Below are 22,126 nucleotides of genomic sequence, written 5' to 3'. Positions count from 1 at the left end.
GCGCCCCGCTCCGAGAAAAACGGCGCTGCCGATGGCTGGCTGCGCCGGCTGGCCCGTCAGCGAAAGCGAAACAGCTCCCGGTGCAGCGGGGCGGCCAGATGGGCATCCAGGGTGTGGGCCATGGGCTCGGGGCCGCAGAACCACACCGGGGTGTGCTGGCGCTCGCCCAGGGCGGCCAGATCCAGCCGGCCGTGCTCGGACTCCAGATGCAGCCGGTAGTCGATCCCGACCCGGCGGCACAGATCGGCCAGCCGACTGTGATAGGGGGCGGCCTCGGCGCTGGGAGCGCATTGCAGCAAGGTGGTGCCGGGGCGTTGTTCACCACGGCGTACCAGGGCCTCCAGCCAGGCGACGAAGGGGGTGATGCCGATACCGGCGCCCACCCAGAGCGCGGGGGCCGGATCCGGCAGGGCGAAGGCGCCATAGGGGCCGGTCACGATCACCGTATCCCCCACCTTGAGGTGGCGGTGCAGCCAGCGGGTGTGATCCCCGAGGGCGCGCACCGCCAGGGTGAGGGTGCGGCCATCCGCCGAGACATCGACCAGGGTGTAGGGATGAGGCTCGCCGCGCTCGGCGAAGTCGAAGAAGGCGAACTGCCCCGGGCGATAGCCGGGCAGGGGAGAGGCCAGGGTGACCCTGATCTCCAGGGTGCGCTCGTCCAGAGGAGTGAGGGCGCTGACCGCTCCCTGGCGGCGCGCGTCCCGGCCCACCCGGCCAAGCAGGGAGTAGAGCGCCCCCAGGGCGCCCAGCCCGCCGCCGATAAGCAGGGTCAGGCCGACCGGGGTCAGGGCGCCGATGCGTGGCAGCAGGCAGAGCCCGTGCAGCCAGCCCATCAGATAGATGACCGGGGCCAGCCGGTGAACCACCTTGAAGCGCTCGTAGCGCACCACCGCCAGCAGGCTTACCACCACCAGGGCCAGCAGCAGATAGAAACTCCATTCCCCCAGGGTATTGCCGAGGCTGTGCCAGAGGGCATCGTTACCAGCACCAGCACCAGCACCAGCACCAGCACCAGCACCAGCACCGCGGCGCGCCGGCCGGGTCAGCCAGTCGGCGGCGACAGCCCACTTGGGGGCTTCCACCAGCAGCCAGTGGGCCACCAGGGTGCCGGTGGCCCAGAGGGCGCTGCTGCGGTGCAGGTGCAACATGCGATCCAGCCCGCCGCACCAAGCCTCGAGCCTCGGCAGGCGCAGGGCGAGCAGCAAAGAGAGGGTCATGGCGCCAAGGCCAATCAGACCGGTCAGGATCAGCAGTTCGTGGCGCCAGGGCCAGACGCTGGCGGGCCACTGGGTGAGGCCAGCAAGCCAGAGCAGGGTGAGGGTCAGGGGCAGGGCCCAGACGAGGGATGCGGGTTTCATGATGTCCTCCTTGTCCATGCCTCCATTGCACGCCTGCTTTGTGGCGAAAGTGTGCCCCCTGACTACCTCTTTTGTAGCAGAGTGTGGCAAAGGGTCGCCGGGTCAGGGCAAGCGGGCTGAGGAGGGGGGCGCGGGGCAGAACAGGGGGGCAGGAAAGCGGTTGGCGTCACCCCACAGGCCTGGGTCTGGAGAGGGGTGATGCTGGGGCAGGCGCATGGCTGTCCCAGCAAACAGTCGTGTCAGGATTATCGTCCCTTGCCGCCCTTGTTGCCCGCGAGGGCCTGCTTTCTGGCCTTCTGCTTCTGGGCGCCCTTGCTGGCGCGGCGCGGCTCGGGGTCGAAGCGGGTGAGATCCGGCTCAAAGCCCGGGAACCACTGCTGGGGCAGCCGGGTATCGAGCACGGCTTCGACTTTTTCCAGCAGGGGGGCGTCTTCCGGGCTGAACAAGGTGATGGCGAGCCCCTTGTTGCCGGCGCGGCCGGTGCGCCCGATGCGGTGAACGTAATCCTCGGGCTGATGGGGGAACTCCAGATTGATCACATGGTTGAGATCGCTGATATCGAGGCCGCGAGCCGCCACGTCGGTGGCCACCAGGGCCTGCAAGGTGCCGGCGCGAAACGCCAGCAGCACGTTTTCCCGCGCGCTCTGTGACAGATCCCCGTGGAAGGCCAGCGCATTGATGCCCCCCTTGTCAAGCTGCTGGGCCAGCTTGTCGGCCCCTTGTCGGGTGCGGCTGAAGATCAGCGCCGGTGCCCAGCCCTTCACGGTCAGTATATGTTGGACCAGTGCCACCTTGCGATCGCTGTCCACCGCATAGACCCGCTGCTCCACCTCGGCCGCCGTGGTGTTGCGCGGTGCCACTTCCACCAGCGCCGGGTCGCGCAGCAGTACCTTGCAGAGGGCAAACAGGTTGTCATCGCAGGTGGCCGAGAACAGCAGGGTCTGGCGATCCGCCGGGATTTGCTTCAACAGCGCCTTGATCTCGTCCATAAAGCCCATGTCGAGCATCCTGTCCGCCTCGTCAAACACCAGATGGCGCAGTTCTGCCAGCGTGAGCGCCCCCTGGCGCAGGTGATCGAGCAGGCGGCCCGGGGTGGCGATGAGGATATCCACCCCGGCGTTCAGCGCCTCCACCTGTGCGGCGATGCTCACCCCGCCGTAGACCAGCGTGCTGGTGAGAGTGGTGCCCCTGGCGTAGCGAGTGACGCTCTCGGCAACCTGCACCGCCAGCTCGCGGGTCGGCACCAGCACCAGGGCGCGGATGGGGCGGGGGCCATCGCTCGTCGGGTGTTGCAACAACTGCTCCAGCAGGGGCAGCACGAAGGCGGCGGTCTTGCCGGTGCCGGTCTGGGCGCCCGCCATCAGATCCCGCCCCGTGAGGATCAGGGGGATGGCGCTGGCCTGCACCGGGGTGGGGGCGGCGTAGCCAAGCTCGGTCAGGGTTTGCTGCAAGCGGGGGGAGAGGGCCAGTTCGGCGAAAGAGGCAATGGACATAGGGCACCAGTATGGGGTTATCCCGCCCCGTGGCCGGGGCGGAAACAATCAGCGTGGCCGGGATGGTAACAGATAGCAGGGGAGCGGCAGAAGCCGGGCCGCTCAGGGGGCTGAATTGTCACCCGGATCGCGGACAAGGCGGATGGTCTGCCCCTGGTAATAGGCGATATTGCGCTTGCCGTGCTGCTTGACGTGATAGAGCAGGTCGTCGGCCAGTTGCACCGCCTCGGCCACCGTCAGGTAATCGCGAATGCGGGTCACTCCGGCGGAGAAGGTGATGGGGGCGGGCAGCTCGGGGATGCGCAATGGCCGCTCCAGCAGGCGGGCGGCGGAGTGATGCATCATTTTGTCATCGTCCATCCCCTTGAACAGCACGATGAACTCTTCCCCGCCCCAGCGAATGGCGACATCGCCCTTGCGGATATTGGTCTTGAGGTGATTGGCGAAGGCGACGAGCGCCAGGTCACCCACCCCGTGACCATGGGTGTCGTTGACGGACTTGAAGTTGTCGATGTCGAGGATCATCAGGTAGTCGTGCTCCCGCAGCAGCGCCTGATTGAGGATGTCACGGCGTGGCAGCCGGGTCAGGTGGTCGGTCTGGGCCAGGATACGCAGACGGGTAACCAGGCTGCGCCCCGTCAGCATGATCAGCAGCAGGATGATGAGATAGAGCTTGAAGGCCGCCCCGTAGAGCACGGACCGGATGAAATCGCCGTAACTGTATGACCACTTGAGGTAGAGATCATTGCCTGCCTGAGTGCGCATCAGCGGCGTGCTCAGGCAGAGGTGGAACGGGCGGCAGGGCTCGACCTCTTCGAAGGAGAGGACGGTCCGGGTCGGATTGAGGCTCTCGAAGGGGTGCAGCACATCCTTGAACGCCCGGTCGACGGCGATGTCGATGCCCTTGAGTCCATAGCGGTAGTCCTTGATGGCGGGCTCGTAATAGACGAAGGGGAAGTAGAGGGTGATGGTATTCAGTCCGGTGAAGGTGTCGGTGTAGATCTCGGATACCCAGGCTTCATCCGTGCTGCAGGGGACATGGGTGGCCGCGAAGGAGGCGCAACCGAAAAAGTGGGTCCAGGGCTCGATGTCATTGAGGTCGGTGTTGACCGGGAGCAGCTGGCTCGGCAGCATCCCCTTGTTGGCGACCATGCCAAGCAGGCGGCGATCGTCATAGAAGGCGTAGAGGTTGAGGACCTCGGGGTTGGAGATGACGTACAGGTAGGCGAGGAGCATCTGGTTGGCCGGGGGCAGCACGGGAATGACCGCCAGGCGCTTCAGGGTGGGGAGATCATAGCCATAGGCATAGGCCGCCGCATCCCCGTTCTCGCTGAAGATGGGCATCTTGATGCTGCTGTTGTCGATGAAGTCAGCCAGTTTCTCTGGCGCCAGGATGCGGGCCCGCTGATAGAACACCTCGAACAGGTTGGCTTGCTTGGCGGTAATGAGCGCCATGTCGTGCCTGATGACGAAGTAGGTGTAGTTGGCTACCAGCCCGAGCCCTGTCAGAGCCAGACATAGCCAGCCAAACCGGTAGAGCCATTGACGGGGGATGATACGCAACAGTGATCCAGCCATGCAGTGAACTCGTCCATGGTGACAGAGGCCATTCTTGTAACTGATTTTGCCGGGCATCACCAGATGAAGTTGGTGGGTCGTCACCCGGCATGCGCAAGAATGAACCAACAATATCAAAAAGATAGACGATGAGGCGTCATGCGATGTCAGGCAGGGGAAAGGGGTGGCGACTGAAACAAGAGGGCATGGCGCCCTCTTGTGTGGACTGTGACGGGCGCCTTAGCGAGCCTGGTATTTCGGCGAGCGGGGGCCATGGAGGATGCCGTTGGGCATGTCGGCATTGAGCAGCCTGACGCTGGTGATACCGGCGATTTCATGGCCCTTGTCGGTCAGGGTGTTGGCAATCTGATTGACCACCGCCACCACCAGCATGCCGATGAGGCCGCCCCCCGAATTGCCCTGCTGCTCGGCACTGCTGGCGCTGGCACTGCCTTCCCACAACAGCTTGCCGGTGCGCAGATCCACCAGGCGGGCACTGGCGGTGACCACTGTCTCGCTGGAGATGACCAGATAGCTGGTGCCGTACTCCTTGATGTCGAGGTAGAGGGCGGTATCGGCTCCGTAGATCTCGTGGAGCTTCTTGATGGGCAGCGCCTGGATGTCGGCGGGCTCGGTCACGCCGTTCTGCCGGAACGTCTCGTTGGTGACCGCTACCGGCAGCACGTAATAGCCGGACTCGGCGAGCGGATAGGTGATCTGGGATTGCAGGCTGGGGCCCGCCTTGATGTCCGGCGAGTGATTCACCGGCGGCAGCACCAGAATGGAGGTCGGTCTGCTCTCCTTGAAGTTGCTGTAGTCGTAACCGGGGCCCTGTGCGCAGCCGCCCAGGAGGAGGGCGCCCAGCGTGAGGGCAAGGAGGGTGCGCAGGGTCATTGGGTCTCTCCCTTCTTGTTGGACATCAGGAAGTTCATGAAGGGGGCCGATTCGGGGAAGAGGCGCTTCTCGGTTTCGAACTGCTCGCGAGTCTGGGCATCCTTGCCGAGCTGGGCGTACAGCATGCCGAGGTGAGCGTGAAAGCCCGGTGGCACAGCCTGCCCCTTGGCGCCCGCTTCTTGCTGGTTTTTCTCCAGCGCATCGATCTGCGCTTCGACCCCGGTGTCGTCACCCTGCATGTGCTGGTAAACCACCCCCTGATATTGATCCCAGTTGTAGAGCGTCTGCGGCCCCTGGGCGCAGGCGCTCAGCAGCAGGCCGCTGACCAGCAGCAGGGAAGGACGGAACAGCGTCATCTCGTCTCTCCTCATTGGGCCGGGCGCCAGGCACCGGTCTCGATGCCGTTCACCAGATTGTTGACGGCCTCGCGGATGGCGAGATCCAGCACCTTGCCGTTCAGGGTGGAGTCGTAGCTGGCGGTGCCGCCGAAGCCGACGATCTCGCGGTTGGAGAGTTCGTACTCCCCGGCACCCTGGGAAGAGAAGACCACTTCCGAGGTGGTGACGTTGACGATGTTCAGGTTGACCTTGGCATAGGCGATCTGTGACTTGCCGCGACCCAGGATGCCAAACAGCTGATGATCACCGACTTCCTTGCGACCAAACTCGGTGACGTCGCCGGTGACCACGTAGTCGGCGCCCTTGAGTTGCTGGGCCTGTTGCTTGATCCCGGCTTCGGCCTGGATCTCCGCCATGTTGTCGCGATCCAGTACGCTGAAGCGGCCGGTCTGTTGCAGGTGGGTGATCAGCACGGTTTTCGCCTGGCTGCCCAGCCGGTCCACGCCGTCGGAGAAGATGCCACGCATGTAGCTGGAACGGTTGTCGAACTTGCCGACGGCGATGGGGCTGCGTGCGCCCTGATAGTGGCTCTGATAGGAGGCAACCTTGGGTACCTCCAGGGTGCGCGACGACTCGCTCGCACAGGCTGTCAGCAAGCCCGCCATCAGGATGACACTGGATGAAACAACAAACTTCTTCATGTAAGGCCCCGTTATCAAAGGAAAAAACAGCGGCGGACTCTAACATGGTTCGTTGCGAAGAAAGTGCCCCGTATGGGGGGCATACCCGCTCAATCCCTGTGCGTTTGACAGGGGGTGGCGGGTGACCGGGTCTGTTGCAGGGGCTGGAACACCTCCTCCAGGGCTGCCACCAGGGCGCGCATTCGGCCCGTCTTCTGCACATCCGGGTGCAGCACCATCCAGATGTCGATGGGATCGTGCTGGTCAGGCAGCAGGCGCACCAGGGCGGGGTCTTCTTCGGCGAGGAAGGTGGAGAGCAGGGCAATGCCGAGCCCCTGCCGGGCGGCGGCCATCAGGACTAGCTGGGCATTGCTCTGCAGGACCACGTTGGGCTCGTGGAGCGGTTCGCCGCATAGACTCAGCCAGTGACGGGCTACCAGCTCTTTGGGAAAGAGCAGCAGGTCGTGCTCTTGCAGTGCCTGACCCGAGCGGGGCGTGCCCCGCCTGGCCAGGTAGTCGGGAGAGGCGTAGAGCCCCATCTTGATGGTGGCGAGCCGTTTGACCACGAGATCTCCCTGCTCGGGGCGCACGCTGCGAATGGCGAGATCCGCCTCCTGATTGGGGATGTCGCTCACGCTGACGGCGGTCAGCAACTTGAGGCGGATGCCGGGGTGGCGCTGGCGCAGCAGGCTGAAGGCCGGCAGCACGAAGCCCTGGGCCAGGGTATCCGTGGTGGCGATGCAAAGCTCCCCTTCCAGCTCCCCCAGGCTCGCGGTGCGCATCATGGCCAGGGCCGCCTGCGCCATGGCCTCGGCCTGGGGCAGCAGCGCTTCCCCCAGGGGGCTGGGGCGATAGTGTCTGGGGGTGCGGATAAACAGCTTGGCCCCCAGCTGCTGCTCGAGCAGGGTGATCCGTCGCCCGACGGTGGCCTGATCCACCCCGAGCTCGAGTCCGGCCTGCCGCAGGCTGCCCCGCCGTGCCAGGGCCAGGAAGAAGCGGGCATCGTCCCAGTTGATCATGCTTGCTCCTCACTCAAGCAGAACGCCCGATTGGCGCCGCAATATTAGATGCCAGCGGGGATGGCAGCACAAGGGGATAGACCGGGTCCGGTGCGTGCCTGCGGCTCCCCGGCCAAGGGCGCGTGCCACCCCGACGTGATGCAGGATTGAGTCGGCGTGATGCAGAACTGCCGCAGTCCGGGGTGGGCGGGATCGCTATGATGTCGCTCCCGATTGCGGTTTCATTCGTCTGCCACTGGAGTGTCCATGTCTGTCTCAAGCGTCCCGGCTTGCGAGCCAGGTCAGGTTGTCCATCCTCGTCTGCGCTGGTTTCTCTCCCTCGCCCTGATGTCGGCCCTGCTCAACAGCAGCGTGCCTACCCCGCTCTATCCCCATTACCAGGCGGCGCTGGCTCTAAGCGATCTCGGCCTCAGCCTCATCTATGGCGGCTATGCGGGGGGCGTGCTCATCGCCTTGTTCGGGGTGGGCAACCTGGCGGGACGCGTGGCGGATCTGCGCACCCTGATCCTGCCTGCCCTGGTGGCGGTCGGGGGCGGGGCCCTGCTCTTCTCCCTGGCCGACAGCTTCTGGGCCCTTTTGCTGGCGCGGCTGCTGGCCGGGATTGGCACGGGCAGCCTGACCGGCGCCGCCAATGTGGCGCTGCTGCGTTTTGGCCCCAGGGATGGGGGCAAGCGGGCGGCGCTGAGCGCCACATTATCGTTCACCGCCGGGCTGGCCCTTGGCCCCGTGTTCAGCGGGCTGGCGCTGCAGCAGGATCTCTACCCGACCACGCTGCCGTTTTTGCTGATCCTGGGGATGGCGGCCTGCGCCATCGGGGGGCTGGTGTTGAGCTGGCCCAAAGGGGTGAGGGCGACGGAGGCCGCCCCGAGCGGGCAGAGTGGCGGATCCCTGGGGGAGGGGCTCAGGGCCACGGGGGCCGGGTTCTTCCTGTGCGCCCTGGCGCTCTTCACCGCCTGGGCGGTGGCGGCCAGCTTGCTGGCCATGGGTCCCAAGGTGGTGAGCGAGATGCTGGGCATGACGGATCTGGGGCTGTTCGGCTATCTTGTCGCGGCCTATCTGGTCTTCTCTGGGCTTTGCCAGCTCTGGGCCCGTCGCCTCGATGCCCGCCATACCCTGCAAAGCGGCGTGCTGGCCCTGGCGCTGTGCGTGCTGCTCTTTGCCGGGGCCGTTCACGGCCTGCCCAGCTGGCTGGCGGGACTCGGGCTGCTGGTGGCGGGCTATGCCCAGGGGGCCGTGTTCGTGGGCAGTGCGACCCTGATCAATCGCATCGCGCCCCCGGCCAGCCACGCGCGGCTGCTCTCCCTCTTCTATGTGATCGCCTATGTGGCGAACTGGGTACCCGTGTTGCTGGGCTGGGTGAGCGACGGGGCCGGTCTTGGCGTCGCGCTGGATCTGCTCTTCGTCGGCAGCACGCTGACAAGCCTCTGGTTGGCCTGGGCGGTGTCTCGGCGGCGCTTCGAACCCGCTGTGTGACAAGGCATCACCCATCGACCAGGACGACGCTCCCGGCATCCAGGTGGTGCATCCACTCCCGCAGGATCAGCAGGGCGGCGGCGATGCGCCTCTCCCTCGGCAACTGGGCCGATGCCAGGGGATCCCCCTCCACCATGGCGGCAAGCTGGCCGAACAACCGCTCTATGTTCTCCCGGCTCTGCACCCGGTTGCCGAGCACCTCGGCCAGGGGCTCCGGGCTTTGCAGGTGCAGCACGGGGTGGGGCGGGATCCGTGCCGCGAGGGGCATCAGCACATCCTCCACCACCATGATGGCTTGCTCAAGCTCCAGGGGCGTCGGCGGATCCCGGCGAAAGGGTCCCGGGGTCAGGGCATCGAGCCCCAGTGTCAATGCAAATGTCTGGCTGGTGCCATCGGCCGCGGTGAGCGCGACCTGGCTTCGGGTATTGCCCAGGCTCAGCAAAATGGTGTCGTGATGCTCTCTGGTCATCTGGTGTGCTCCCGGCGTTGGATGCCCCATGGATACACCCGCACGGGGCGGATTGGCGAGTCATTTCGCCCCCCATTCGGGCATCAGGGGTTGCAAAGATCTCCATGAATGGCAATCTGGACGTCCAAACGTCTTTAAAGGAGCCCTGACATGGATATTCGTATCGTCCCCCGCGCCCTCGTGCTCGCCCTTTCTCTGGTGGGGGCGAGTGCCCTTGCCAACGAGGCTCTGGTGTTCCAGACCGACTTCGGTCTCAAGGATGGCGCCGTCTCGGCCATGAAGGGGGTCGCCTTCGGGGTGGACCGCACCCTGCCGCTCCATGACCTGACCCACGAGATCCCGGCCTACAACATCTGGGAAGCCTCCTACCGCCTCTATCAGACCCTGCAATACTGGCCCGCGGGCACCGTCTTCGTCAGCGTGGTGGACCCCGGTGTCGGCACCGAACGCAAGTCGGTGGTACTCAAGACCAGGAGCGGCCACTACATCGTCAGCCCGGACAACGGCACCCTGACCCTGGTGGCGGAGCACTTCGGCATTGAGGCGGTGCGCCAGATCGACGAGAAGACCAACCGCCTCAAGGGCTCCGAGAAGTCCTATACCTTCCACGGCCGCGACGTCTACGCCTACACCGGCGCGCGCCTTGCCTCCGGTGCCATCAGCTTCGAGCAGGTGGGGCCTCTGCTACCCGCCGAGGTGGTGACCATCCCCTATCAGCCCGCGGTGGCCGAGCAAGACGGTACCCTCAAGGGCACCATTCCGATCCTGGACGTGCAGTACGGCAACGTCTGGACCAATATCGACGACAGCCTGCTGACCAAGGCGGGTATCCACAAGGGGGACAACGCCTGCATCAGGATCAGCGAAGGGGATGCGCTGAAATACGAGGGCAAGGCCCCCTACGTCAGCAGCTTTGGCGATGTGCCGGAGGGCCAGCCCCTGGTCTACCTCAACAGCCTGTTGCAGGTGTCGGTGGCCCTGAACATGGACAGCTTCGCCGCCAAACATCAGGTGCAATCCGGCGCCAACTGGCATATCAGCCTGAAGAAGTGCAACTAGACGTTGCCAGCGGGTGCTATCCGGTACAAACGGGCATAGCAGCCTGAAGAAGTGCAACTAGACGCTGCCAGCGGGTGCAATCCGGTATAAACGGCATATCAGCCTGAAGAAGTGCAACTAGACGCTGCCCGCGGGTGCTATCCGGTACAAACGGGCATATCAGTCTGAAGAAGTGCGGATAGGGTTCAACCCTTCTGTCGGCGATGTGTCTCTTGGGGCGGTGGGACTCCTGTCCACCGCCCCTTGTCGTTGGCGGTGGCGTCTTGCCAGGCCAGCCGGTTATCTCATCATTTGTCATCCTCGCTTAATAAAGCGCTGCCATGCTGTGGCCGGACGCCGTGATGACGCAATGATTGCGCCGAGATAACAAGGAAAAGCCGATGAGCCGTTTTGACGAGAAAGACAGTGCCAACCACCCCCGCGAGCAGGAGCCGGCGTTCAACCGCCTCATCGAGGCGGGTCTCAGCCGCCGTGGCTTCCTCAAAGGGGTGGGCGCCGCCAGTATGGTGGCCTTCTTTGCCGCGAGCCCCGTGGCCCAGGCCGTGGCCGCCGCAACCCGGCCGCTGCTTGGCTTCCAGGCCGTGCCCGCCTCGGTGGCCGACACCATAGTGGTGCCGCCCGGCTACAAGGCCGAGGTGCTGATCGCCTGGGGAGATGCCCTCTTCCCCGATGCCCCCGCCTTTGCCCAAAGCAACGACGCCAAGGCCCAGGCCCGCCAGTTTGGCGACAACAACGACGGTATGAGCTTCTTCCCCCTGGGCCCGGACAGCGCCCTGCTCGCCGTCAACAACGAATACACCAACTACGAATACCTGTTTGCGGATGGCGGCAAGACCCTCAGTGCAGAGGCTGTCGCCAAGGCCCAGGCGGCCCACGGGGTCTCCCTGGTGGAGCTGGTGCGCATCGATGGCAAGTGGCAGGCCAACCCCAAGGGGGCCCTCAACCGCCGCATCACCGCCACGACCCCCATGACATTGAGCGGCCCGGCGGCGGGCCATGCCCTGCTCAAGACCCAGGCCGATCCCGAGGGGCGCACCGCCCTTGGCACCTTTAACAACTGCGCCAATGGCCAGACCCCCTGGGGCACCTACCTCACCTGCGAGGAGAACTTCAACGGCTACTTCGGCAGCGAGGGCAAGCCGGCGCTGGACCAGCGCGCCGCCCGCTACGGTCTGGCCGCCGAGGATGCGGGCTTTGGCTGGCACAAATTTGACGAGCGGTTCGATCTCGCGAAGCATCCCCAGGAGCCGCACCGCTTCGGCTGGGTGGTGGAAATCGATCCCCGCGATCCCGCCTCCACCCCGAAGAAGCGTACCGCCCTTGGCCGCTTCAAGCATGAGAATGCGGCCTTCACCGTCAACCAGGATGGCCGCGCCGTGGTCTACCTCGGCGACGACGAGCGGGGGGAGCACATCTATCGCTTCGTCTCGAAGAACAAGGTGGCGCCGGGCAACGATCCTGCGAACCGGGATCTGCTGGACGAGGGCACCCTCTATGTGGCCCGGTTCGAGGCCAGGGAGGGGGAGCTCAAGGGCTCCGGCCAGTGGCTGCCCCTGGTGCACGGCGAGCATGGCCTGACCCGGGAGAACGGCTTCGCCGATCAGGGGGAGGTGCTCATCTTCGCCCGGGAAGCGGCGACCCGGCTCGGTGCCACCACCATGGACAGGCCCGAATGGGTGGCCGTGCATCCCCACAGGGCCGAGGTCTACTGCACCCTGACCAACAACAAGAACCGCGGCCTCAAGGAGAATCAACCTCTCGATGGGGCCAACCCCAGGGCCGAGAACCCCTATGGTCAGATCATCCGCTGGCGCCCGACCGGAGGCGATCACGGCAGCGACAGCTTCGAGTGGGATCTCTTCCTGCTGGCGGGCAACCCCGGCGTGCACAAGGAGGGGCTGATGGCGGGCAGTGCCAACATCCACCCGGACAACATGTTCAACAGCCCGGACGGCATCGGCTTCGACGAGGCGGGGCGGCTCTGGATCCAGACCGACGGCGACTACTCCAACGAGAAGCAGTTTGCCGGCATGGGCAACAATCAGATGCTGTGCGCCGATCCCGCGAGCGGCGAGGTGCGCCGCTTCCTGACCGGCCCCGTGGCCTGCGAGATCACGGGCCTCACCTTCACGCCTGACTGGCGCACCCTGTTCGTCGGGGTGCAGCACCCGGGGGAGGAGGGGGCTCCCTCCCATTTCCCGGACGGCGGCACCGCCATTCCCCGCTCCGCCGTGCTGCGCATCACCCGGGACGATGGCGGCATCATCGGCGCCTGATGGCCCGGGATCACCGCCTGGCCCGTGATGACAAGAGCCGCCTTCGGGCGGCTTTTTGTCGGAGTGGCGGGCGGGAGACAAAAAAAGACCGGGTACGGGACCCGGTCAAAGAACCCGCGCATTCAGGGAAGAAGTGCGGGCGTTCAGGCTTGGTGGCGGGGCCGGGCATCGGCCCCCGATCCGGTGTCGGGGTGAGTGGCGACACCCCGGCGTCAATGCGGGCTATTCGCGCTCCAGTGCGTGGATGGGATCCAGCCTGGCAGCCCGGCGGGCCGGGGCGAAGCCGAATATTACCCCGATCAGGCTGGCGCAAAGACAGGCCACCGCTATGGCGGCAAGGGAGTAACTCATCCGGACGCCGCTGCTGAAGTGGTCGAACAGTTGGCCCAGCACCAGGGAGAGGGAGATGCCGAGCACGCCTCCCAACAGGCAGATCAGCACGGCTTCAATGAGGAACTGCTGCTGGATGTCCCGGGTCCGGGCGCCGACCGCCATCCGCACCCCTATCTCCCGGGTGCGCTCGGTGACCGAGACCAGCATGATGTTCATCACCCCAATGCCCCCGACGATCAGGGAAATGAGGGCGATGAGGGCGATCAGCGTGGTCAGGGTGGCGCTGGTCTGGCTGATGGTCTGGCGGATGCTGTCGGTGTTGAGCAGGAAGAAGTCCTGGCTGCCGTGGCGCAGGGTGAGCAGGCGGCTGATGCCATCCTGGGCGGCGTCCAGGCTCACCTCGTCCCGTACCCGCACGCTGATGCTGCGCAGATGGCTCTGCCCCAGCAGGCGGCTCATGGCGGTGGTATGAGGGATCCAGACGTTGAGGGTCTCGTCGCTGCCAAAGCCGCTCTGGTTCTTGATGGCGACCCCGATCACCCGGCAGGGTAGATCCCCCAGCAGGATCACCTGGCCCAGGGGGGACTGGGTCGGGGCGAACAGCTTGTCCCGGGTGTGCTCGTCGATCACCACCTCCTGGGCCAGGCTCTCCTCGCTCTGGCGATCAAAGCCCATGCCCTGGGCCAGGCGATAGCCCCTGACCTGGAAGAACTGGGCGCCGACGCCGTTGATGGTGCCGGAGACGGCGGTGCTGCCAAGGCGCAGGGTGGCGCTGGTGCTGAGGCTGGGGGTGACGCTGTGCACGTAGTCCAGCCGGGCGATGGCCTCGGCGTCCCCGATCCGCAACGTCTGTATGGTAGCGGAGCGCATGTCCCCGAAGCCGCGGCCGGGGAACACCTCCAGGGTGCTGGTGCCCATGGCGTTGATGTTCTCCAGCACCCGCTCCCGGGAGCCCTGACCGAGGGCTACCACGGTCACCACCGAGGCGATACCTATGATGATGCCGAGCATGGTGAGAAAGGTGCGCAGACGCTGGGCGACCATGGCCCGCAGCGCCATGCGCAGGGCATTGCCGAGCCCTGCCATCAGCGGGGTCTTCCCCCTGGCGGACGTCTTGGTGGCGGCCTGGGGCGCCTGGGGAAGGGCCTGTGGCTCGCGCGTGCGGCGATCGGCGATCACCCGGCCATCTTTCAGTTCGATGATCCGCTCGGCGTGGCGGGCGATGTCCATGTCGTGGGTGACGATCACCAGGGTGTGGCCCTGGCGATGCAGAGCTTGAAGGCTCGCCATCACCTCGGCGCCGCTCTGGCTGTCGAGGGCTCCGGTCGGCTCGTCGGCCAGGATCACCTCGCCGCCGTTGATGAGGGCGCGGGCGATGCTGACCCGCTGCTGCTGGCCGCCGGAGAGCTGGCTTGGCTTGTGTTCGAGCCGGCTGGCGAGGCCGAAGCGGGTCAGCAGGGCCTCGGCCCGCTGGCGTCGCTCGGCCGGATCCAGACCGGCGTAGAGGGCGGGCACCTCCACATTGGTGCGGGCATCGAGATCCGCCAGCAGGTGATAACGCTGGAAAATGAAGCCGAAGTGCTCCCGGCGCAGGGCGGCGAGCTCGTCCCGGCTGAGGGTGGCAGTATCGCGCCCGGCCACCAGATAGGCCCCCTCGCTCGGCTGATCCAGGCAGCCCAGCAGGTTCATCAGGGTGGATTTGCCGGAGCCCGAAGCGCCGACGATGGCCACCATCTCTCCACGGGCGATCGCCAGATCGATGCCATCGAGCACGGTGACTGTGCGCTCACCCTCTTTGAAGTGGCGGCGGATGCCCCGCAGTTGCAACAAGGCGCCCATGGTCACATCCCCATGGGGGGAGGCATGCCCCCGGCGGCGTTGCTCTGGCCTGCGCTCACTTCGCTGACGATGACCCGCTCACCGGCGCTCAGGCCCGACAGGATCTGGGCATCCACCTTGTTGTTCAGGCCGACCTTGACCCGGCGCAGGCTGATCTTGCCTCCGTCGTCGATCACCCTGACCTGATCCCCCTGCAGGGCGATGGCCGGGATCACCAGCGCATCTTTGAGCCGGGCGACCACCAGATAGACCTGGGCCGTCATGCTGATCCTGAGCTGACCGTCCTGGTTGGGCACCTCGAACAGGCCGTGATAATAGATGGCGCTGCTGTCGCTGCTGCTGGTGGTGGTGTCGTCGTCATTGATGGTGTCGGGGGCGGGCTCGATGGCCCGTAGGGATCCCTCGAAGCGGCGCTGGCTGTTGCCAAGAATGGTGAAATAGACCGGCATGCAGACCCGGACGTTGATGACGTCGGCCTCGGAGATCCTGGCCTCCACCGTCATGGTATCGAGCTGGGCGATCTTGAGCAGGGTGGGGGTGCTCTGGCTGGCGTTGAGGGTCTGCCCCTCCTCCACCGGCATGGCCACCACGGTACCGGAGAGGGGGGCCAGGATCCGGGTATAGCCCAGGTTGACCCGGGCGGTGTCCACCGCGATCTCGGCCTGCACCCGCTGGGCGTTGAGGGCCCGGATATCGGCCAGGGTCTCGTCCAGGGTCGCCTTGGCGCTGTCATGGTCGGCCGTGCTGCCAAGGCCTCTTGCGACGATCTGCTGCTGGCGCTGGTATGCGAGGCGAGCATTGCGAAGGGTGGCCTCTTTGGAATCCAGCTGGGCCTGGAGGTTGTCGCGCTGGGCCAGGGCATCCTTGAGGGCGTTCTGCTGGGGCAGATCGTCGATCTCGACCAGCAGCTCCCCCTGTTTGACCTCCTGCCCCAGAGTCACGTGCAGTTTCTTGATCTGGCCCGACACCTGGGCGCCCACGCTCACCTGCTTGCGCGCCTTCAGGGTGCCGTCCGCCATGATGAGCTGCTCCAGATCCCGGGTCTCGGCACTGGCGGTGATGTAGTCGCTGGCGGGTGCCTTGGCCTGGGGGCGCCAGGCCAGCAACAGGGCGAGGGCGCACAGGGGCAGCAGCCAGAAGAGACGAGGGGAGAACGTGGGCATGACAACCTGTATCCTGAATGACGATCACGGCGGCACTCTACCCCAGAGCCGGGTTAAGGCTCTTTGCGCCAAGCGTAAGGGTTTCGTAAAAATGGCTGCCAAGTGCGTGGCAAGCGGCGAAAATGGCCGCCGACAAGGGAGACCGCATATGAAGATCCTGCTGGTGGATGACGATGCCGAACTGGGCGCCATGTTGAGTGAATACCTGGGGGGAGAGGGGTTTGATACCACCCAGGTGCTGACCGGAGGGGAAGGTGTTCACCATGCCCTCTCCGGCCGTTACAGCGCCCTGCTGCTGGATGTGATGCTGCCCGACTTGAGCGGCACCGAGGTGCTGCGCCAGGTGCGCCAGCGCAGCCGCCTGCCGATCATCATGCTGACCGCCAAGGGGGACAACGTGGATCGAGTGGTGGGACTGGAGATGGGGGCCGATGACTATGTGCCCAAACCCTGCTACCCCAGGGAGCTGGTGGCCCGGCTGCGGGCCGTTCTGCGGCGGGTCAACGAGGGGGGGAGCGCAACCCCCTCGCCGGATGCCCTCATCCTGGGGGATCTGACGGTCACCCCGGCCAACCGGGTCTGTCTCTGGCAGGGGGAGCCGCTGGAGCTGACCGCCACCGAGTTCAACATGCTGGTGCTGCTGGTGCGAGCACCGGAGCAGGTGGTCACCAAGGACACCCTCTCCCTGCAAGGGGTAGGGCGCCCGAGGGAGGCCTATGATCGCAGCGTCGATGTGCACATCTGCAACCTGAGGCAGAAACTGCAGCAGAAGGCGGGGGAGGCCGTCACCATAGAGACGGTGCGCAGCATAGGGTACAAGATACGGTGATCCTCAAGGGACGTTTGTTCTGGAAGATTCTGCTGGGGTTCTGGCTGGCCATCGTGCTGGTCAGCCAACTGCTCTGGCTCGGTTTTCGTGCCGAGCGTGCTCCCCCGGAAGAGCACCTTGCCCAGCAGTTGGCGAGCCAGCATCTGGAGATGGCGGCAGCCGTGCTGGCAAAGGGGGGAATCGAGGCTGCGACGGCATTGAGCCAGGCCATGTCGCCGCCGTTGCTGCAGATAACACTCCTCGATGTCTCCGATGCGCCTCCCCGGCCAGCGCCCCGGGCATCCAGGTTGACAGCCTCCGGGGAACCTGGCCCGGGCACCGTGCTGACACGCACCGTGATTGCCAGCGACGGGCAGACCTATCTGCTGCAGACCAGAGCGGACCCGCGCGTCCTCCCCGGCGGGCCTGCTCCCGGTCCCCTCTCCTGGTTCAACATTCCCCCGCCCATGCTCTGGATTGGCGGCCTGGGGGGACTCTTGTTCAGCATTCTGTTCGCCTGGCACCTGACCCGACCCATGAACGCCCTGCGGCGCAGCTTCGATCGGGTAGCCAGAGGGGATCTGGGGGTCAGACTCTGGCCCGCTCTGCGCTGGCGTCGGGACGAGCTCACGGAGGTGGCGAAGGAGTTCGATCTCATGGTGGAGCGGTTGCAGCAACTGGTCGAGGGGCGCGAGCAACTGCTTCACGACGTCTCCCACGAGCTGCGATCCCCCCTGGCCCGCATCCAGATGGCCATAGGCCTGGCGGAGCAGCGCCCGGAGAAGGCGAGCGACGCCCTGGCGCGGATCCGGCTCGAGACGGAGCGGATGGACAGGATGATAGGGGAACTGCTGACCCTCTCCCGTGCCGAGCAGGGCCACGGGCTTGAGCAGAGCCACTACGACCTGCTGGCGCTGGTGGAGACCGTCGTCCAGGATGCCAGGTTCGAAGCCCAGCAATCCGGAGTCGAGATAGCGCTCGAGGAGGCGCTGGGGGAGGGTTGTCTCCTGCTGGGGCATGCCGAGCTGATGCGCCGCGCCGTGGAGAACGTGGTGCGCAACGCCCTGCGTTTCTCGCAGTCGGGCCAGATGGTGAGTGTTCGCTTGCTGCGCCTGGGCCAGGAGGTGCAGCTCTCCATCGCCGATCGGGGGCCCGGGGTGGAGGAGGGGAAGCTGGCGGGGATCTTCGACCCCTTCGTGCGCATCGGCTCACCCCGCATGGGCAAGGGCTACGGGCTCGGGCTCGCCATCGCCCGCAAGGCGGTGATTCTGCAGGGGGGCACCATCCAGGCGCGCAATCGCGCACAGGGGGGGCTGAGAGTGACCATGACGCTGCCCCTGCATGACCCGTCCTGAGGTACGCGGCTCAGACCCGAGTGGGGTAAAACCCCTGTAATGAAAGAGGGGGCCAAGGCCCCCTGCTCGTATCTGTTCCTCCGTGCGATTCAGCGCAGCGCCGCTGGCGGCGGCACCTCGGTGTAGCGCCCGTCTATTTCTCGCAGGTAGTAGTGACCCTCCCTGACGTAATAGCGGCGGCCATCCAGATCAAGAGGGATGAGCCCTGTCTCTGCCACCACCAGGACCTGAGGAGGCGGGGAGACCACCACATAGTGGTTCTCCTGCCGACGGTAGAAGATGCCGTCGAGCACATAGTAGGTGAGCCCGGCCAGCAGCAGGGTTTCCACCCCTCCCGGCAGCCTGTCGACGCGGTGGCCGAAGCCGGGGCCAGCCCCATGGCCGTACTGCGGGGCAGGGCTCTCCCATCCGCCCGGTCTGCCCATGTTGCCCGGGCCCGCCATGGCGGGCAGGGCGATGGCCATGGCAAGCAGCCAGAGTGAAGGGCGGTGCAGACTCATCTCACTGCCCCTTGAGCGGCGCACCGGCGGGCTGGGATTTGAGTGGCTGGGGCGGCAGTTCGCGCACGCTGACCGTGACCTCGTAGCGGGTATCCTGCTTGGCGGCATCAATGTTTTTGGACAGCGCCTGGACCAGGGCCTGGGGATCCGCACCCTGCTTGCTGGCGTGATAGAGCACGGAGGGGGGCGGTGTCATGGGACCTCCCTGGCGGGCGCCCATCGGGGGCGGCATCTCGCCGGCATGAAGAAGCGTGGTGCCCAGCAGCAGGGCAAGGGCGACAGGATAGCGTGACATGATGATGACTCCATTGATGGGAACGCCCCCATCAAACGCGACGCGTGCGCCCGGCTCAACCACCTTTACACCCTCTTTTCGCCCTCTTTACAGTTGTGACAACGGGCGCCGTGGCGCCCGTTGTGTGTCGTGAACCGCTCGCCGGATCAAAACTCGTTGGAGAGCGCCTTGTAACCCCTGACCAGGTCGATGTTGGTGTGAGCCACATCCTCGGAGAACTCGGTGGCGTCCACGGTGACGCGCGGGATCTGCGCCAGATCGCTCTGCTGGTTGATGCGGGTGGTGGAGGGGACATAGAAGCCGGGGGGAATATCGCAGCCATCGACCACGGAGTTGTGGCGAACCACTGACCCTTCGCCGATGTGGCAGTTGAACAGCACGCTGTTGAAGCCGATGAAGACCCGGTTACCCACTTCGCAGGGCCCGTGGACGATGCTGCGGTGGGCGATGGAGCTGAACTCGCCGATGGTGACGGCAGCGCCGGATTTGGAGTGGATGACGACGCCATCCTGAATGTTGGAGTTGGCGCCGATGACGATGGGTTCCATGTCACCGCTCTCGTCCACTTCGTCTGCGCGGATCACGGCATAGGGGCCGACAAACACGTTCTCCTTGATGATCACCTTGCCACAGATGATGGCGGTCTTGTCGATATAGGCGGATTCGTCGATAACGGGCAGGTGACCTGAGGGATTCTTGCGGATCATGTTACGTCCTGTTGCTGATGAAATCGGGGAAACGTGGCGCGTCATGAAGGCCCGCCGGAGAGCCAGCTTACGCCTCTGATCCGGCAGGGGAAACCTTTTACTGGTCTGACCCACAGTGAGTAAGGCCATTTTGAGCGATTGTTCTTTGACTCCCTGTTATGGGAGCATGAGGGCGCAAAATGGGGCGCCACCGGGTGCAAAGAGATGAGGGGGAACGAGAGATGAAGCAGGTCATGGTATGGCTGGTGGGGTCGCTGTTGTGGATCTCCGCCGCCCAGGGCAAAGGCTATGCGGGGGAGTTTGACTATTACGCCATGGCACTCTCCTGGTCGCCCGAGCACTGCGCCATCAAGCCAGGGGATCGGGAGCAGTGCGCCCGCAAGCTGGGGTTCGTGCTGCATGGGCTCTGGCCCCAGTATCAGCGCGGCTACCCCGCCAGCTGCACCCGCGAGCGGCTGGATGCGGATATGGAGCAGCAGTTTGCCGGGCTCTACCCCAGCCGCTTCCTCTATCGCCATGAATGGGAGAAGCACGGCACCTGCTCCGGCCTGAGCCAGCAGGCCTTCCATAAGCTGGCCAGCGATCTGCGCCAGAAGGTGAAGATCCCGGCCGCCTATGAATCGCCGGAAGAGCCGCTGCGCAAAACCAGCTTCCAGCTCAAGGCCGATCTGGCGAGCGCCAACCCGTGGCTGGCCCCCGACAACATCACGGTGGCCTGCGCCGATGGTGGCCGTTTCCTGCGGGAGATCTACATCTGCATCAACAAGCAGGGGACGGATGCGGTTCCCTGCTCCGACGAGATGCAGAAGCGGGAGCGCCGCTCCTGTGGCCAGCCGGACTTCCTGCTGCGCAGCGTGCGTTAACACTTCACGTTCGGGCCCTTCGCGGGCCCGATGTGCAATGAACCTCAAGGAGCCTGATGGATGAAAGCCAAGACAGGATGTCTGGCCGGGAACTGGACAGGCGATATCGCCAGACGACGTGTCAGCACGTCAGGTGCGATCTGCCGACTCAACCCTCCTCTGGCGCACAGCCAGACTCACCATCAGAAACAGGAAACCATCATATGACGCTCTTTGCCGAACTGGGGATGCGCTATCCCATCATTCAGGCCCCCATGGCGGGCGTGCAGGACAGCGCCCTGGCGATGGCGGCGACCAGTGCGGGGGCACTGGGCTCCCTGCCTGCCGCCATGCTGAGTGGTGCCGAGCTGCGCCAGGAGCTTAGCCGCCTCGCCGCCAGCGGGCCAGGCCCATACAACATCAACTTCTTTTGCCATCGGCAGCACGAGCCGGAACCGGCAGCGGAGCAGCGCTGGCGCCAGGTACTGTTACCCTATTACGCCGAGTTCGGGGTGGATGCCGCGGCGCCGTCGCGAGCCCCCTCTCGGGCCCCCTTCAATGACGAGCATGCGGCCCTGCTTGCAGAGTTCAGACCTGCCGTGGTCAGTTTCCACTTCGGCTTGCCCGAGCCCGAATTGCTTGCCCAGGTAAAAGCCACAGGCGCAAAAGTGTTTGCCAGCGCCACCACGGTGGCAGAAGCGCAGTGGCTTGCCGACCACGGAGCCGATGCCGTCATCGCCCAGGGGCTGGAGGCGGGGGGCCATCGCGGTCACTTCCTGAGTGAGGATCTCAGCTTGCAGCAGGGCACCTTTACCCTTCTGCCACAGGTAGTGGCGGCAGTAGCGATCCCGGTCATCGCTGCAGGAGGCATCGTGGATGGGAAGGGCATCAGAGCCGCCCTTGCTCTGGGGGCGAGCGCCGTGCAGGTGGGAACGGCGTTCCTCTGTTGCCACGAGGCGACGACCTCGCCCCTGCACCGTGCGGCGCTGCAGGGGAGGCATGGCCAACACACCGCACTGACCAATCTGTTCAGCGGCCGTCCGGCGCGGGGGATAGTCAACCGCTTGATGCGGGAACTCGGCCCCCTTTCGGTGCTGCCGCCAGACTTCCCGTATGCCAGCGGCGCATTGGCTCCGTTGCGTGCTGCAGCCGAAAAGGCGGGTGACCGCGGTTTCTCGCCACTCTGGGCCGGGCAGAATATATCGGGTTGCCGCTCCATGGCGGCAGCCGAGCTGATCGCTGCCTGGGTTGCTGAGGCAGGACTGGTCTGAGCGTCACTTTGCGATTCTCTTCCTTTATATATGGATTGATATGGTCAGCAACCCTTCGAACAGGAGACGGGCAGAGAGGAACGGGAGGTAATAGGGTGCAGAATGAGCCCTTTCCGGGTTTGCCCTGTGGGTAAGTCTGTATAAAAACTGTGTTTTGATATGAATAACTAAGAATTGGCATTTTTTTGCAATTTTATTGCGATGAGAGCTTGCTAATGTGATCTATATCTCTATAATGCGCCTCCATCGACAGGGCAAGCGGCAACGCAAACAAGCCCGTCGGTGCCTCGAAAAATCCTCGTAAAATAAGGCTTGACTCGAGAAGGCGGTTGAGTAGAATGCCACTCCCGCAGCAGCCAAAAGCTGCGTTGCTCTTTAACAATTTGAATCAAGCAAT

Annotated in this window: 20 protein-coding genes; 7 read left to right on the top strand and 13 right to left on the bottom strand. The window is 65.0% G+C overall.

Features of this window, described 5'->3' with window-relative positions; genetic code table 11:
* Nucleotides 1-56 precede the first annotated feature (56 nt).
* The 7 genes from AB5Y59_RS07920 to AB5Y59_RS07890 form a co-directional block, all read right to left on the bottom strand.
* Complete coding sequence (locus tag AB5Y59_RS07920) at nt 57-1,376, bottom strand: ferric reductase-like transmembrane domain-containing protein (RefSeq protein ID WP_368211777.1); 1,320 nt, start codon at nt 1,374-1,376, stop codon at nt 57-59.
* A gap of 227 nt (nt 1,377-1,603) precedes the next feature.
* A complete protein-coding gene (locus AB5Y59_RS07915; RefSeq protein ID WP_323955591.1) occupies nt 1,604-2,851 on the bottom strand; it encodes a DEAD/DEAH box helicase in 1,248 nt (415 codons plus the stop codon).
* 102 nt (nt 2,852-2,953) lie between these two features.
* Complete coding sequence (locus tag AB5Y59_RS07910) at nt 2,954-4,429, bottom strand: GGDEF domain-containing protein (protein WP_226043781.1); 1,476 nt, start codon at nt 4,427-4,429, stop codon at nt 2,954-2,956.
* A 219-nt stretch (nt 4,430-4,648) separates the two neighbouring features.
* Nucleotides 4,649-5,302, bottom strand: coding sequence for a DUF799 domain-containing protein (locus AB5Y59_RS07905; protein WP_323955592.1), 654 nt, complete (start codon nt 5,300-5,302; stop codon nt 4,649-4,651).
* Nucleotides 5,299-5,658: a DUF4810 domain-containing protein gene (locus AB5Y59_RS07900; RefSeq protein ID WP_368211775.1), complete on the bottom strand. Its 360-nt coding sequence runs from the start codon at nt 5,656-5,658 to the stop codon at nt 5,299-5,301. Before AB5Y59_RS07900 ends, AB5Y59_RS07905 begins: the two co-directional genes overlap by 4 nt.
* 11 nt (nt 5,659-5,669) lie before the next feature.
* Nucleotides 5,670-6,341, bottom strand: coding sequence for a CsgG/HfaB family protein (locus AB5Y59_RS07895; protein WP_266137034.1), 672 nt, complete (start codon nt 6,339-6,341; stop codon nt 5,670-5,672).
* A gap of 89 nt (nt 6,342-6,430) precedes the next feature.
* Nucleotides 6,431-7,339: a LysR family transcriptional regulator gene (locus tag AB5Y59_RS07890; protein WP_216987920.1), complete on the bottom strand. Its 909-nt coding sequence runs from the start codon at nt 7,337-7,339 to the stop codon at nt 6,431-6,433.
* Between the two features lie 246 nt (nt 7,340-7,585).
* Between AB5Y59_RS07890 and AB5Y59_RS07885 the strand changes: the two genes are divergently transcribed.
* Complete coding sequence (locus AB5Y59_RS07885) at nt 7,586-8,812, top strand: MFS transporter (protein ID WP_319869263.1); 1,227 nt, start codon at nt 7,586-7,588, stop codon at nt 8,810-8,812.
* Nucleotides 8,813-8,819: 7 nt separating this feature from the next.
* Here the strand turns inward: AB5Y59_RS07885 and AB5Y59_RS07880 are convergent, their stop codons facing one another.
* Entirely contained in the window at nt 8,820-9,281 is a 462-nt protein-coding gene (locus tag AB5Y59_RS07880; protein WP_010672943.1) for a hypothetical protein, read from the bottom strand.
* Between the two features lie 150 nt (nt 9,282-9,431).
* Between AB5Y59_RS07880 and AB5Y59_RS07875 the strand changes: the two genes are divergently transcribed.
* Entirely contained in the window at nt 9,432-10,340 is a 909-nt protein-coding gene (locus tag AB5Y59_RS07875) for an S-adenosyl-l-methionine hydroxide adenosyltransferase family protein (RefSeq protein ID WP_042015034.1), read from the top strand.
* A 380-nt stretch (nt 10,341-10,720) separates the two neighbouring features.
* Nucleotides 10,721-12,616, top strand: a complete 1,896-nt coding sequence (locus AB5Y59_RS07870) for a PhoX family phosphatase (RefSeq protein ID WP_323914553.1) — start codon at nt 10,721-10,723, stop codon at nt 12,614-12,616.
* Nucleotides 12,617-12,838: 222 nt separating this feature from the next.
* Here the strand turns inward: AB5Y59_RS07870 and AB5Y59_RS07865 are convergent, their stop codons facing one another.
* Nucleotides 12,839-14,788, bottom strand: coding sequence for a MacB family efflux pump subunit (locus AB5Y59_RS07865; RefSeq protein ID WP_010672946.1), 1,950 nt, complete (start codon nt 14,786-14,788; stop codon nt 12,839-12,841).
* Nucleotides 14,789-14,790: 2 nt separating this feature from the next.
* A complete protein-coding gene (locus AB5Y59_RS07860; RefSeq protein ID WP_323934696.1) occupies nt 14,791-15,951 on the bottom strand; it encodes an efflux RND transporter periplasmic adaptor subunit in 1,161 nt (386 codons plus the stop codon).
* Between the two features lie 148 nt (nt 15,952-16,099).
* Here AB5Y59_RS07860 and AB5Y59_RS07855 point away from each other — a divergent pair, with 148 nt between their 5' ends.
* The gene (locus AB5Y59_RS07855; protein WP_010672948.1) at nt 16,100-16,780 is read left to right on the top strand and encodes a response regulator transcription factor; all 681 of its coding nucleotides are present in this window, start codon (nt 16,100-16,102) and stop codon (nt 16,778-16,780) included.
* A 14-nt stretch (nt 16,781-16,794) separates the two neighbouring features.
* Nucleotides 16,795-18,114 (top strand): ATP-binding protein, encoded by a 1,320-nt coding sequence (locus AB5Y59_RS07850; RefSeq protein WP_235671669.1) that lies wholly within the window; start codon nt 16,795-16,797, stop codon nt 18,112-18,114.
* 89 nt (nt 18,115-18,203) lie between these two features.
* Here the strand turns inward: AB5Y59_RS07850 and AB5Y59_RS07845 are convergent, their stop codons facing one another.
* The 3 genes from AB5Y59_RS07845 to AB5Y59_RS07835 form a co-directional block, all read right to left on the bottom strand.
* Nucleotides 18,204-18,614 carry a DUF6515 family protein gene (locus AB5Y59_RS07845; protein ID WP_010672950.1) on the bottom strand — a complete coding sequence of 137 codons (411 nt, stop codon included), beginning with the start codon at nt 18,612-18,614 and terminating at the stop codon, nt 18,204-18,206.
* 1 nt (nt 18,615) lies between these two features.
* Nucleotides 18,616-18,909 (bottom strand): hypothetical protein, encoded by a 294-nt coding sequence (locus AB5Y59_RS07840; protein WP_139737222.1) that lies wholly within the window; start codon nt 18,907-18,909, stop codon nt 18,616-18,618.
* A 146-nt stretch (nt 18,910-19,055) separates the two neighbouring features.
* The gene (locus AB5Y59_RS07835; RefSeq protein WP_010672952.1) at nt 19,056-19,616 is read right to left on the bottom strand and encodes a carbonate dehydratase; all 561 of its coding nucleotides are present in this window, start codon (nt 19,614-19,616) and stop codon (nt 19,056-19,058) included.
* A 221-nt stretch (nt 19,617-19,837) separates the two neighbouring features.
* On the opposite strand from AB5Y59_RS07835, the gene AB5Y59_RS07830 reads away from it, so the two are divergent.
* Nucleotides 19,838-20,479, top strand: coding sequence for a ribonuclease (locus AB5Y59_RS07830; protein WP_139737221.1), 642 nt, complete (start codon nt 19,838-19,840; stop codon nt 20,477-20,479).
* Between the two features lie 203 nt (nt 20,480-20,682).
* On the top strand, nt 20,683-21,729 hold the full coding sequence (locus AB5Y59_RS07825) for a nitronate monooxygenase (protein WP_323934698.1): 1,047 nt from the start codon (nt 20,683-20,685) through the stop codon (nt 21,727-21,729).
* The last annotated feature ends 397 nt before the right edge of the window (nt 21,730-22,126 follow it).

It is taken from the genome of Aeromonas sp. s10 (genome assembly GCF_040907975.1).
Lineage (GTDB): Bacteria > Pseudomonadota > Gammaproteobacteria > Enterobacterales > Aeromonadaceae > Aeromonas > Aeromonas caviae.
Note: the sequence above shows the minus strand (reverse complement) of the source record. Positions and strands in the feature narration are given on the sequence as shown.

Excerpts from the sequence above, each read along its gene's own strand:
- AB5Y59_RS07920 (WP_368211777.1), bottom strand. The coding sequence starts at position 1,376 with ATGGACAAGGAGGACATCATGAAACCCGCATCCCTCGTCTGGGCCCTG.
- AB5Y59_RS07915 (WP_323955591.1), bottom strand. The coding sequence starts at position 2,851 with ATGTCCATTGCCTCTTTCGCCGAACTGGCCCTCTCCCCCCGCTTGCAG.
- AB5Y59_RS07910 (WP_226043781.1), bottom strand. The coding sequence starts at position 4,429 with ATGGCTGGATCACTGTTGCGTATCATCCCCCGTCAATGGCTCTACCGG.
- AB5Y59_RS07905 (WP_323955592.1), bottom strand. The coding sequence starts at position 5,302 with ATGACCCTGCGCACCCTCCTTGCCCTCACGCTGGGCGCCCTCCTCCTG.
- AB5Y59_RS07900 (WP_368211775.1), bottom strand. The coding sequence starts at position 5,658 with ATGACGCTGTTCCGTCCTTCCCTGCTGCTGGTCAGCGGCCTGCTGCTG.
- AB5Y59_RS07895 (WP_266137034.1), bottom strand. The coding sequence starts at position 6,341 with ATGAAGAAGTTTGTTGTTTCATCCAGTGTCATCCTGATGGCGGGCTTG.
- AB5Y59_RS07890 (WP_216987920.1), bottom strand. The coding sequence starts at position 7,339 with ATGATCAACTGGGACGATGCCCGCTTCTTCCTGGCCCTGGCACGGCGG.
- AB5Y59_RS07885 (WP_319869263.1), top strand. The coding sequence starts at position 7,586 with ATGTCTGTCTCAAGCGTCCCGGCTTGCGAGCCAGGTCAGGTTGTCCAT.
- AB5Y59_RS07880 (WP_010672943.1), bottom strand. The coding sequence starts at position 9,281 with ATGACCAGAGAGCATCACGACACCATTTTGCTGAGCCTGGGCAATACC.
- AB5Y59_RS07875 (WP_042015034.1), top strand. The coding sequence starts at position 9,432 with ATGGATATTCGTATCGTCCCCCGCGCCCTCGTGCTCGCCCTTTCTCTG.
- AB5Y59_RS07870 (WP_323914553.1), top strand. The coding sequence starts at position 10,721 with ATGAGCCGTTTTGACGAGAAAGACAGTGCCAACCACCCCCGCGAGCAG.
- AB5Y59_RS07865 (WP_010672946.1), bottom strand. The coding sequence starts at position 14,788 with ATGGGCGCCTTGTTGCAACTGCGGGGCATCCGCCGCCACTTCAAAGAG.
- AB5Y59_RS07860 (WP_323934696.1), bottom strand. The coding sequence starts at position 15,951 with ATGCCCACGTTCTCCCCTCGTCTCTTCTGGCTGCTGCCCCTGTGCGCC.
- AB5Y59_RS07855 (WP_010672948.1), top strand. The coding sequence starts at position 16,100 with ATGAAGATCCTGCTGGTGGATGACGATGCCGAACTGGGCGCCATGTTG.
- AB5Y59_RS07845 (WP_010672950.1), bottom strand. The coding sequence starts at position 18,614 with ATGAGTCTGCACCGCCCTTCACTCTGGCTGCTTGCCATGGCCATCGCC.
- AB5Y59_RS07840 (WP_139737222.1), bottom strand. The coding sequence starts at position 18,909 with ATGTCACGCTATCCTGTCGCCCTTGCCCTGCTGCTGGGCACCACGCTT.
- AB5Y59_RS07835 (WP_010672952.1), bottom strand. The coding sequence starts at position 19,616 with ATGATCCGCAAGAATCCCTCAGGTCACCTGCCCGTTATCGACGAATCC.
- AB5Y59_RS07830 (WP_139737221.1), top strand. The coding sequence starts at position 19,838 with ATGAAGCAGGTCATGGTATGGCTGGTGGGGTCGCTGTTGTGGATCTCC.
- AB5Y59_RS07825 (WP_323934698.1), top strand. The coding sequence starts at position 20,683 with ATGACGCTCTTTGCCGAACTGGGGATGCGCTATCCCATCATTCAGGCC.